This window comes from Streptomyces sp. NRRL F-6676 (genome assembly GCF_000725625.1).
Lineage (GTDB): Bacteria > Actinomycetota > Actinomycetes > Streptomycetales > Streptomycetaceae > Streptomyces.
On record NZ_JOHS01000010.1, the window covers coordinates 25,276 to 37,997 of the forward strand.

Here is a 12,722-nt window from a genome sequence, read left to right on the forward strand (position 1 = left end):
GCGCCGGCCACCATTCTGGCAAACGGAACAACCGGGGCGGGGCGGCACGGCACTTCGGCGCCCACGCCCGGACCACGCACGACGGAAGGTGCGGAAGTGATCCCAAGCGCATGCATGACGCGGACGCCGTGGATCGTGGAGTTCACGGCACTGGAGGAGGAGGTGGCGGCCCTGCGGCACAACGTGGGGACGCATCTCGGAGCGTGGGGCCTGAAGGAAGTCGTGGACGAGGCCCAGCTCTGCGTGAGCGAGCTGGTGGCCAACGTCATCACCCACGTCGGCATCGGCACGCCGACCACCCTGGCCGTCCTGATGAACGGCCCCTTCCTGCGCATCGAGGTGCACGACCCCGACACCCGCGCGCTGCCCACGCTCATGGCCGCGAGCGTCGAGTCGGAGGGAGGCCGCGGCATGGCCCTGGTCGAGGCGGTCACGGACCGGTGGGGAGTCCAACTTCTCGCGGACCGGAAGGTGACCTGGTGCGAATTGGCGACGGGACCGCTCCCGTCGGGAGGCCAGGACGGAGGCCCCCGCATGATGCGGGCCGAGGCGATGATCGATCTCTACGACGCCACGGGGCCGCGGGCCCGTGTGCGCACTGGCAGGTTGGGCACCGCCGAGGGGGAGGAGGCGGCGATCTTCATCATCACCGACCTCCTCCACTGGCTCCGAGCACACGGCCGCGACGCGGACGATGTGCTGGACCGGGCGCAGACGCGGTACGACGCCCAGATGCTCGAAGCCCACTCGTGAGCCGGGACGGCGGACGTCAGGGGGCCAGGGCGTCCCCGAAGAACCCGATGTTCGGCTGCTCGGGCGTACCCACCAACAGCGCCCGGTCGAGCAGCCCATTGTTCTGCTCGCAACTGGTCTCCGGTAGCAGAACGCACGCGTGACAGGCAGCGAGATTGACACTGCCTGCACCACCCGCCTCCGACTCCATGCACAACGGGTCGGCCGAACACCACTCGGCGCGGCGCAACGCGGAGCGCAGCGTCCTCGCCAGCCGGTGCGGTTCCCCTTGGGCCACCAGACCGCCGAGGCTGCCGGCCGAGTCGCTGGTCGCCGTGTAGATCAACATGCCTGCCATGGAGTCGTCGTCCGCGTAGAGCCGCTCGCGGAGGGAGGCCGCAGGGTAACCCGCTTCCAGACTCCACTCGTTGATGAGTACGTGCGCCAAGGTGTGCAGGAGCACCATGCGCGGGGTGGCGGGAGACTCGGGGACGGCCTTGGGGTCGGCCGCCCGCTCACGCAGGACGCGATTGTGTCGGTCGCGGATGCGCTTCACTCGGTCGGCGACGGCGATTGCCGCCGACCATGCGTCCAGGCGCTGTTCGTCGAGGCGGAGGAACACACCTTCCCCCAACACCTCCATCGCGGGCAGCCAATCGAGATCGGCCAGCGAGAGACGGGCCTCGTGCACGTCGGCATTGGAGTCCGGCGTGTGTACCCGACTGAACGACTTCAGTGCCCTGACCTCACGCAGTCGTTTCACGAGCATGGGGCTGGCCAGCCCGAGTCCGACGAGCGCGGGAGAGGACGTGGTCGGTGGCTCGCAGACGAACTGTTCGTCGCGTGTTTGATCGCGCTCCGCGTTGCCCACTCGTAGACGTCGGTATTCCTGCTTGCGCAGAGCCAGGTACCGACTGTCGTGGTCGGTCTCCTCACCGGCTTCCGATTCCTCGTGCTGCTCCGCCTCCAGCAGTTCGAGCACAGCCGTGACGGGAATCTCCTCCTTCTCTCGAAGAGTGAGAGCCTTCAGATATATCTCGAGCCCCGAGCGGTTGAGCTTCCTCAACTCGTCCCAGTGCTCGGCGAGCCGGCCTGCCAGGCTGTCGCTCCACGGTGGAATGGACAAGGCGGACCGGACCAGCGGCTGCCACGCCATGGAGGAACCACGCTGCAACGTGCGCGGAGGCTCCGAGCAACTCTCGACAGGAGCGTCCTTGAGCCACGGCCGCTTCCCCGTGCACCGGACCCTCAGGTTGGCGAGTGCGCTGCTGCGAAAGGCCCCCTCCATGGAAACTTCCGGAACACCGCAGGAGCACGAAATCAGAATGCTGCGCAGTGACGCCGTTCGTCCACTGGTGCGCATACGCAGCTTCCCGCCGCAGTGCCCCGTTGTTCCCTCGTCGCGGTTGTTGCGGTGCGCCCACTTCCAATAGGGGAAGTCGTCGATGTGGCCGTGTTCGCAAGCCATCACAAAGCGGGAGGGGACCAAGTCCTCTTGGCAGTCACCGCATTCGTTCTTCCTCGGCGGTGAGTTGAATGCACTCACGTGCTGGAGAGAGTTGCAGGACGGGCATGAATGCCACAACGGGAAGCGTCGGACGTGGACGCCGTCCTTGCTCTTCCCGTCGGAGGCGGGCGGAAGCCGGAACTTCTTCACGCCGAGGGCACGGGCGAGTCGGTGCTCATGAATCACGGGAGCATCGGTGACGTTCCACGAATCGGTGCCGGCGACAATGAACGACTCACTGTCGACCGCGACCATGGAGCCCACGCCGTATGTCGTGATCATCTGTGCGCGCCGCACCGCCCCCTTGCGGGGGAAGCTGCGCTCGGGGGCGGCTGCGCCACGCCGGCGCCGCGGAGGGGGTGGGGTCATCGGGATGCCTCCATGAACAGGGCGGACTCGGCGTCGACGTCGCGCAGACTCCACAGGGTCGGCCATGCCTCGTCATTGGCCTCGTCGTCGTAGGCGCATAGGAGAGAGGGCGCCTTGCTGCCTCGCTTGGGCTCGTAGTAGAGGCCTCCGTTCATCCTCGCTGTCTCGGCCCACCATTCGACGAATTCGTCGAATGCGTCGGCTGTCCTCCTGCGCTCGTCGGGGTCGACCGTTTCCACGCGACTGAGCAGGACAGGCCTGATCAGTTCCGTGAGTTCGTCCTTGTAGAGGTGAATACGGCCGGCGCCGTCGTTCCCGCGTGCTTCGGGGATCAATATGCGCGCCATCGCTACGACGACGGCGTGCAGACCACGGTCCCGGGCCCGTGCCGAGAAGGGAGTCACGGACGTGGACTCGACTTCGCGGTACAGGGCGGAGTGGAAGTGCAGGAAATTCTCATAGTGGGACCGGTCCCGTGAGCGAGCCGAATTCAGCATGACAGCCACCAGGCCGGGATGGCTGCGCCCCACACGACTGGTCGCCTGGATGTACTCGGCGGTCGTCTGTGGCTGGCCCATCACCGCCATGAGCCCCAGCCGGTCGACGTCGACACCCACGGAGATCATGTTCGTGGCCAGCAGTACGTCGACCGTCTCTCTGTGGGGGAGCCGCAGCTCGATCTGCTTGAGACGGCTCGGGATCTCACTGGAGTTGGCGCGGCTGGTCAGCTCCGTCTGCTCGCGGATCATTCGCCTGGGCGTGCCGTCGCGTTCGGCGAGGTATTCGAGGTACGACTCGACGTCGTCGTGGACCTGAAGTTCGGCAGCCGCCAACAACCGCAGGCTGTTGAAGTAGCCGACCAACGACCAGTAGGCGTCGCGGACGCTTTCGTCCGTGTCGAGGCGCTGCGCCTGGTGCAACAGCGTCGCGTACGTGCGGATCAGCAGCGTCGACTGGCTCGTACTGGGTGTGAGGAGGCCGACGTACTGGCGGCTCGCCTTGCGCTCACGGGGAGTTTCCACCGCGAACCAGGAGTCACGGGCGTCCAGCCCGGCCGGCGGAAACTGGCGTACCTCTCGGTCGAAGAGGGACCGACCCTGTTGCTCGGCCCGACGAATGGTGGCGGTGGAGGCGACGACCTTCGGTTGGTCGGCCAAGGCGTCCACAGCGGTCTCGTACAAGCCGGTCAGGGTGCCGAGCGGCCCCGAGATGAGGTGCAACTCGTCCTGGACGATCAGCTCGGGCGGCTTGGTCCCGTCCGCGAGGTCCCGGTTGAACAGGGCCGCGCTCTGTTCCCGCCACGGCATGGAGGCGAACTTGTCGACCGTTGCGATGACCAGCGTCGGGTGGGCGTCGTAGACAGCCTCGTCGATCAAGTGCACCGGCAGGCCGCTGGTGAACTCGCACGTCGAGTCCGGGCAGCGGACGTGCATCCGAGTGGCTGCGTGATCCACCTCGTACTGGTGGGCGTCGAGACGTGTCCCGCACCAGGGGCAGGCGTGGAGCTGGACGGGGTTCTTCTCCTGAAGCACCTTGTCCTTGCGGAGCTCGACCAGGCTCTCCTCGGCGATCGTCAGCTTGTTCGGGGTGGCGGACTGCCCCACCCACATGCCGATGGAGATCGGTTCCCGGCCCAACAGCTCCTCGTCGCCCTGTCGCATGAGCTCCATGGCACACATGAGGATCGCCGCACGCTCGAACTGCTGGAGAGTGAGCAGCCGCAGCGTGTAGCGCATGAGGACGGTGACGCCCGCGCCCTGCGCGCGGTGGCGGATGCGGCGCAGGAACGTGGTGAAGGCGATGAGCCCGAGGTACGCCTCGGTCTTGCCACCACCTGTGGGGAACCAGAGCAGGTCGGCCAACTGTCGATCCGGGTGCTCCGGATGCACGATGCCTTCCAGGCACAGCAGCATGAAGGAGATCTGGAACGGCCGCCAACGGCCGGACGACGGGTCGGGGGTGCCCTGCCGTCCCTTCTTCACCCAGGCGCTGCGGGCGCGTTGCTGCGACATGGCCCGGTTGGCGAGTCGGAAGGCCTTCATGGCGTCCGGGTCCTCGGCGAGGAGGCGGATGCCGCACCGCATGCGGCCAAGAGCCGCATCGCAGGCGTCCAACTGCTTGCCGGCTGCCTCTTCGAACGGTGTTCCGGCGAGACCGGCCGCTTCCGTCCGCTTGTGGGCGATCCACTCGGCGTACCCGGTGGCCAGCTCGCCCAACGCCGACAGGACATCCGTGTTCGGCTTGGTGGCGAGGCCGAGCATGGACAGGGCTTCGTCGTCGATCTCCCGGTTGGAGTCGGTGAGTAGCACCTCGTGAGCCGGCACGAACTCCGTCCGCACCGTGCACACGGCCGCTCGCCCGGTGTTCGGAACTCCCACGGGAAGTGGCGTCCAGTCCCAGTCGGCCGCACAGCCGTGTCCCACCGCGAAGGTCGGAGCATGTCGGTGCAGCAATCGGCTCACGGCCTGGTCGGGGTCGACCGCGTCGAGCGTGGTGGGACGTTCCACGAATGCCGGTTTGCCGGACGGCGTGGTCACGGTGAGACGGGGCTGGAAGAGGCTGAACGCGTCCTGCAACTCGCGCTCGCTCACCCGCATGTCGTTGACGAGCGTCACCGTCACAGTGACCGTCCCGGACGGTGCCGAAGGCCGCCGGACGAGGGCTCGCAGCAGGATTCCCTGCCCCAACGGGTCGGGGCGGTGCATGCCCGGACGGGTCACGTCGATGGGGACCGGAGTGAAGGACAGCGGACGCCGCCGCCAGTGCTCGGACTGGTCGGAAGTGGTCCGCGCCTCCGCCCGCTTCGCGGACACGACACGTCCCTCGGTGTCGACCGGCTCGTACATTGCCGCCTCGACGTGCACGATCACCTCGGCGGACACGGAGGGATCGACGGCGAACGTCAGGCCCATCGAAGAGGGGCGACGGTCGTTGGCAAGGGAGACGCCCAGTTCCGACCCGGCATCCTCGATGTCCCGACGGGCCAGCACCGGGGTGTCGTCCAGTCCGTCGGTCTCGGCTGCCTCGTCGGCCAATTCCCGTTCGGCGACCGGGTCCGTACCACGGGGGAAAAGCACACCGATCGGATATGTGGTGATCGGTGGGTCCTGAGTGAGGATCTCGTCGGGAGCTCCCGGACCCAACAAGTCTTTGCGCAGTTGCTCGACCAGGCTTTCGCGAGCGGCATAGTGCGCGGCATGTTCGTTCTCGACGACGGTCATCGGCTGTTGTTCCCCTGGACCTTCCCACTCGACTTGTAGCGCCCCAGCCCCGTCAACCGAGGCACGAGCCACACCCCTTGCTCACCGAGACCGGCGCGGGCACCGGAGGCCGGACTGCCTGCCACGGTCTCCACTGTGTCGACCCGGAGTCCGTGTACCTCGTCCGGCCAGCGAACCTCCCAGGTCTTGCTGACCTTGAGGGAGGCGTGCAGCTCATGGCGGAATCGCTCCGAGACCACGGCGATCGGCCGGTCCTCGTGCATCACCGCGTACGGAGGGCTCTGGTCGGCCGCCATGGGCAGGTCGTGCAGCCGACGCAGCGCGACGGAGTCGCCGGGACGGACATGCGCGGCCATGTACTCCTGCAACTCGACGGGATCGTCGTGGAAGCCGTCGGAGCCCGGCGGATGCTCGCCGCACACATCGCGGCCGACGATCTCGATGCCCCGACGCTCGTACGACTTCCATCCGCCGATGTACCAACGGCCGAGTGCCCGATGGAAGCGCACCTGAGCAGTTTCCGGGGCATCGATCCGGTACAGATCGGACCGGGGACGCGTCATGGCGACGTACAGCGCCCGTGCCTCGGCCGCAGGGTCCACGTGGGTGTGGTACCTGCTCAGCTCCGCCATGGTCGGTGGCTCGACCACAATGACCCGGTCGAACTCCAACCCCTTGGCCCGGTGGACGGTGGAGACCACGAGGGATGCCGGGGCCACGGCAGCCAGGTCATCGGGGAACCAGCCCTCCGCCACCGACCGTCGAACCTTGGCCAGGTCCAGTTGCCCACGGCCCCCGCGAGCCACGGCCCGCAGCGAGCGCCACATCCGGTCGACGTCCGCCCCGGGCGGCGTGCCGGTCTGCTCGACGAGCTCGTGGAAACGCTGCTCACCGATCACCGTGGAGCCGGTGCCTCGCAGCACTCCCGCCACCCACGCGGGCACCGGGCGGTCCTGCGCGGAGCGCTGCAAGCGGTGGGGAATCCCGTGCTCGTGCAGCGCCTCAGCGATCACCAGTGCCTGCCGGTTGTCCCGACACAGGACGGCGCAGGTGTCGGGGAAGTCGCGGAGCGAGTCGAGGGTGAACGAAGAGGTGAGTGCGCCGAAGGAAGGCAGGCCGAGGAGCCCGTTCCGCAGCTCGCCGTACACGCGCCCGCCTTCAGCAGCCGCCGGATCCGTCTCCGAGGGCAGCTTCTGCAGAACGGTGCCGAGCGGCAGGGCCGTGCTCGCCTCGTCGGACTCGGCGCGGAAGTTCCGCGAGAGATGCAGTTCGACCAGGTCGTCCGGGTAGGAAGCGCGCAGCCAGTCGAAGAAGTAGTTGGTCTCCGCTGCGCGCGCGTCGGGGTCGGAGACCTGGAATCCGTAGATCGCCTGGGCGGGATCACCGACGACGGTGAAGCCACAGGAGTCCTGGAAGTGGTCCAACAGGGTCTCGACCATATTGCGCCGGTCCCCGACGAGGTCCTGTACCTCGTCGATCACCACATGGGCCGGCGCGCCCGGCTCACCGGCCTCGACGGCTCCCTTGGTGATGGCGTCCTCTGCCTGTCGGATGCGCTCGTCGAAGCCGTACCGGCCCCAGTCCTCGTCCGGGTAGGCGCTGGTCAGCAGGGAGTACGCCCATGAGTCGAAGGTCTGTGCCCGGACCCTGCGGGCCTGCTCGGCGTGCCGGGAGATGCGGTCCTTCAGCTCCCGTACGGCGGCACGGGAGAAGCTCAGGACGAGTATTTCCCGTGCCTCCAGGGCGTCTTCCTCCCGGCTCATCAGAGCGTCCAGCCGACGGATCAGGGTGTGCGTCTTCCCGGAGCCGGCGCCGGCGGTCACCAGGACGCGTGCGTCCCAGGGTTGGTCGACGACGGCCTGCTGCTCCGACGTGAGCGTCGGGCTGTCGGCGTAGGCGTCGGTCATTTGGCGCTCCACAGATGCTCGAACTGGGTGAAGGCCAGGGCCTTGCCGTAGTTGGTGATGTTGTCGCGGACGTTGAGGATCAGGCACATCTCCTTGCCGCCGTTGCGGGGACCGCGCAGGCCGCGGCCGATCATCTGCTGGTAGACGTTCGGGCTGTAGGTGGGACGCGCGACCACCACGGCACGGGTGGCGGGAGCATCGAAGCCCTGCGTGAGGACGCCGTAGTTGGTCAGCACGCGAAGCCCGCCCTGACGGAAGGCCGCGATGCGGTTGCTGCGGTCCGAGGGGCTGGTGGCGGAATCGACGGCGCCGGCGGTGATGCCCCGGTCGTTGAGCTTGGCCGCGAGAAACTTGGCGTGGCTCACCGAGGTGGCGAAGACCAGCACCGGCCAGTCGCGGGGCATGGCAAGAATCTTGTCGATAATGCGTTGGTTGCGATCGTGGTCGTCGGCCAGACGCTGTTCCGCGGCCCTCGACAGGACGCTCATTTGGTCGGCTCGGGTCTTTTCGTCCTGAGTCAACTCAATCGTGCCGCCCAAGAGCTCGTCGTGCTCGACGCGGGCCAGCATGCCGAGATCCTGTAGCTCCATGTAGGGGTCACCCTGGAAGATGCCGTCGTCCAGACGCTTGCCACCGAAGCGCTGAACGAGTCGGCGGGTCTGCTCCTCATTGGTGTTGCGGAAGGGGGTGGCCGTAAGACCCAGCAGGTGTCGTTCGGTGCGTGAATGCGGAAGGCCCAGTTGGGCGAGTATGTCTGTGTACTGCGGAGAGATCGCCACGTGGGCCTCGTCGACGATGACGAGGGCGGCCTTCCGCAGCCAGGCGTAGCTGTCGGTTTCCAAGCAGTTGCGCAGCTTCGCGTCAGTGGCAACAACGAGTTGGGGGCGGCCCACGATCGGCCCGGCCTCGTTCGTCGACCACAGGCGACTGATGGACAGCTGCTTCTCCGCACCCACCTTGTCCCAGACGAACTTCCAACTTTGGACCGCCTGCTCGCACAACTCCTCGGTCTGCGCGATCCACAGGATCGGACCGCCGAGGTCGTCGTCCTGCTTGATCCACCGAATCACGGCCTCGGCGGTCACCCGGGTCTTGCCGGCACCCGTCGGAAGCGAGAGCATCCCACGCTGCGGCTGGGCGCGGTCCAACATGTGGAAGATGTTGGCGGCCAGGCGTTCCTGGTAGTCGTGCAGCCGGGGGAACTCCCGCGGGCCGTCCACATCGATGCGAGGTGCAAGCTTCGGGGTGCTGAAGCCGGCGAAGGCGTCGGGGAACTGCAGGTCGGACACGAACTTGACCGCTGACACCGAGCCGGTGAACGAGGAAGGGGCATGGTTCGGGAACCGCGCCTGGATGTCCTTGGCGTAGGCGTGGAGGACGCCGTCCCCGTGCGAGTTGTAAGCCATCTGCGCGATGCGCTCGGCAGAGGGCCTGCCCCCTCCGAGTTCAAGCCGTTCGCTCTCCAGCAGTCCCTCGGGGAGACGTTCTTGCAGCACCTTTGCGCCGAGCAGCAGCGCGAGTTTCTCGACCACTGTGTCGGCCTCGCGGACTGCATGCAGGGCTTGCTGGGTCTCCTTGTTCTGCTCGTGCTGGCGCTGCATCGCCAGCACGGCCCGGCAACCCGCGTCCCCCAGGTTCCAACGCAATTCCCTGTCGGCGGCGAGGAGAGCGTCAAGACGTGACTTCGGGTTGAGGACCAGCACCGTGGCGCCCAACAGCGCGCTCTTCAGTGGCTTCGGCTTCATACCGTTGGGTGTCTTGGTGATCTCGTCCAGCTCGGAGCAGTACTGCAGCTCGTAATTTTTGACAGCGTTGCCCAGCCGCTGTCGCAGCGTCGGGTAGGCGTCGACAAGCTTCATCGATTCACCGGAGGGGACGTGCCGGATCTCCTTTGTGACCACGTGGGCGAAAGGCAGCATGCCCCACTTGTCGATCAGCAACTCGGCGTCCTTGGGGCTCGCCGTGAGGAGAGCGGGCACAGCCTCGGCGCGGAGCGTCCGATACTCCTCGGTGGAAGCGGCCACCGCAATTTCGCCGTCCTCCTTGTTCCCCCAGCTCTCACCGATGCGGCACCGGGTGAGCCCGTCCGGGAAGGGCAGATCGAGGCGGGTCATCAATACATAGGTGTTGCCGACGAACGCGTCGTCCTCGCTGACGAGCAGTTGCTCCGTCAGCTTGATCCACAGTGCTTCGGGTACTTGCTCCACCTGCGTGGGCAGGCCGAGCTTCCGGGCCTTCTCCTCGCTGATCTTCGCGACTGGCAGCACATCGGCGTAACCCGTGAGCTGGGGCCCTACCGCATCGGCCGGACGGCGTAGTCCTTGAGAGGTCGGGAGCATGCCGTACTTGCGCACCATCCAGCGAAGAGGTGAGGGAACCGCAGAGCGCGCGCTCGCGGCGGCACCGATCTGCCGGGTCCATCGCTCGACGACCAAATGGTCCGGCAGAGCCTGGACGAACGCGGCCCGCCCTTCGTCGGACAGCAGGAGGAGCAGGTGGAGTGAGTCGGCGAAGGCCGAGCCGTCTGTCGTCATGCGGTTGATCGAGGGTCGGCTCTTGCTGCCGAGGGTGCGGCAGTAGTCCTCGTAAAGGGCCTTGCGGTACTCCTCGTACCAACTCTCCCCGGCGGCCTGGGTCGCCTGCCACGGCTGTGAGCGGAGACCGAACTCGCGGAAGACGGCCGTGTCGTCCGAGTGGAACGAGAGGTCGACGGCGACCGACCGGTCCCGGGAGCCGTCCTCGGGCACGATCGGTCCCGGCAGGAGGCAATTCCGCATCGGATGAAACGCGCCGTCGAGAGCGAGGACATGCAGCATCTTCAGGGGTTGTGGGAATCGGGAGTGGATTTCGCCCACCACGCTCGAACCACCGGCACGACGAAACAGCTCCCAGAACCGCCGCCAGTCGCGGGCGCTGTAATCGGCGAAGCCCTGGTCGAGCACTCCCACGAACCGGCCGCGACTGTCCGCCTCACGGATGCCGAGCGAGCTGAGGGCCATCTGGAGGGACGGGTCGTCCGAGAGTTTCGGGTGTACGTAGACGAGGTCGTCCCTGAGACCGTCCTGCACGCTGCGCCGCCACACCTGACCGGCGCCGGGTGCGACCAGATCTCCGGTCTCGGTCAGAACGATCCGGGCCCGTCGAGCCTCCTCCGCAAAGGGGTGACGCTCTGTGATCATGTCGGCCAGGATTCGGACGGCAACCGCTGAACCCTCCGGCCTGGCACGGCCGACAAGTGCCTCCAGCCACTCAATGACGGTGGCCCGCCGGTGACCGGCCGCATCAAGAATGTGCTCCACCTTGCCCGAGCGAAGCTCCGTGGCTTCGACGGACGGGTGCAACCAGTCCGTCGGCCGGCCGGGACATGCACTCCACATGCGGAGCCACTCCGGCTTCAGGACCTTGCCGGACCGGCGGCCCTCGTCCGGATGGATACGAAGGTCACCAGGCACCCGCAGACAACCATCCTGATCAGGGAGGGAGGGGAGAATCGCGGTGAGCTTCCAGATGCTCTTGGTGAGAAGCGCGTCCGCCCAACTGAGGGTCTCTGCAGTTTTGTCCCGGCCGGGGAGAAATACGAGGTAGGCGCCAGGATCCTCTGCGGGAGCCAGTTCAGGAAGGGACGTCACCACCAACTTGGCGGCCACTTGCAGCAGCTCCTGGTTGAATGGGCTCGAGTCCAGGAGATTCTGCCGGTCCTCGTTGGTCTTCCACGCACCGTTGAGGGCACCGCTCAACGTCATCTCGTATTTGGTGGGGAAGAAGGACCAGAACGTGCCACGACCCCTGGCAGGGTGGGCATACGGCAAAGCGCCACCGAACTCAGGAACTGCCCATGAGACGTCGATGGTGGCTCGGTCATGCAACTCGCCCGCAGTGCCGCGCGCCGCCGCGGTGGGCTGGTGGGCGGCTGTGAACACCTTCCAACTCACGCTGGAGGCGGTCCGACCGGTGCCCTTCTCGTGGATGATTCGACGTTCACCATCCTGTTCGACCGAAATCACTCGTCGAACCACGGGCATGCGCTGCCGGTCCTCCAGGACGACTTTGCCCACGTGGGAGGAGAAGAGCTGGAAGAGCTTCGGAAACTCCTCCTGGCCATTCTTGGCACCGGGGTTGTGGATGTCGTTGGCCAGTCGCTTCGCTGCTCCGGGAAGCAACGGCAGTCGCACAACAGTGGTGGCCCACGACCGCAGTTCGTCAAGAACTTTGTCGACCTTCCGTTCGGCGGCCTCGTCGAGCGGACGGGCCATCCGAAGTACCGGAGCCTCGAAGTCGGGCTCCAGAGCATGAGCGGCGATGCGGGCGATCTCAGCGCGCGACCAGGCACGGTCGAAGCCGAAACTGCCGGTCTCACTGAAGAACTGAGGCGCGTCCGTCACCACAAGATAGGACTTGACGCCGACACCGAAGCGTCCGATCTGCCCGCCGCGCTTGCGGGAGACTCCCATGCGAAGGATGGTCTCCGTGCCTTCGGGAGTCACGGGGGTTCCCTGGTTGGCGCAGTAGAGGTGCTCCTCGGTGAGAACGACGTGGACGGTGCCGCCGGGCTCGTTGGCGATCTCGTCGGCCGCGTTCTGCACGATCTCGAAGAGCTGACGGTCGCCATACCCACCCTGGGTGATACGGCGCTCTCCATTGGCATGTTCCTGGATCAGCCCGGAGTCCACGCGGTACGTCTCCAGCACGCGTGCGGACTGCTCGAGGATCTTGCTGATCACGGGCGAGGACGGCGAGGGATCGCCCGACGGCTGCTGCGGCACGAGAAATTCCGTTTTCTGTTGATACTTAAGATGTGTTGGTGCAACCGGGGGCCGGCCGTACTCGGGTTGACACGTGTACGGCCGGCCGATGTCGGTCGACGGCTCGGCGTGCTAGGGAAGTTCGATGATCACGACGACGACGGCATAGCGCTTGTACGGGGAACGCCTGCGCGACGAGGGTGAGGGGCGGCGGGTGTCATAGGTCCGAGACGGCGGTGCGAGC

General features: G+C 66.7%; 5 protein-coding genes. 1 reads left to right on the plus strand and 4 read right to left on the minus strand.

The features are described from left to right. Positions 1–114 precede the first annotated feature (114 nt). Positions 115–753 (plus strand): ATP-binding protein, encoded by a 639-nt coding sequence (locus IO29_RS09095; protein WP_030381802.1) that lies wholly within the window; start codon positions 115–117, stop codon positions 751–753. A gap of 16 nt (positions 754–769) precedes the next feature. Here IO29_RS09095 and drmB read toward each other — a convergent pair whose 3' ends face one another. From drmB to IO29_RS09115, 4 genes are read right to left on the minus strand one after another with little or no spacing between them, the layout of a single operon-like run. Beyond that, a complete protein-coding gene (gene drmB, locus IO29_RS09100; RefSeq protein WP_030381801.1) occupies positions 770–2,608 on the minus strand; it encodes a DUF1998 domain-containing protein in 1,839 nt (612 codons plus the stop codon). Continuing rightward, on the minus strand, positions 2,605–5,829 hold the full coding sequence (locus IO29_RS09105) for a helicase-related protein (protein ID WP_030381800.1): 3,225 nt from the start codon (positions 5,827–5,829) through the stop codon (positions 2,605–2,607). The genes drmB and IO29_RS09105 overlap by 4 nt, the downstream gene beginning before the upstream one ends. Beyond that, positions 5,826–7,736, minus strand: a complete 1,911-nt coding sequence (locus tag IO29_RS09110; RefSeq protein WP_030381799.1) for a UvrD-helicase domain-containing protein — start codon at positions 7,734–7,736, stop codon at positions 5,826–5,828. The genes IO29_RS09105 and IO29_RS09110 overlap by 4 nt, the downstream gene beginning before the upstream one ends. Continuing rightward, complete coding sequence (locus IO29_RS09115) at positions 7,733–12,499, minus strand: DEAD/DEAH box helicase (RefSeq protein WP_030381798.1); 4,767 nt, start codon at positions 12,497–12,499, stop codon at positions 7,733–7,735. Before IO29_RS09115 ends, IO29_RS09110 begins: the two co-directional genes overlap by 4 nt. Between the last annotated feature and the right edge of the window lie 223 nt (positions 12,500–12,722).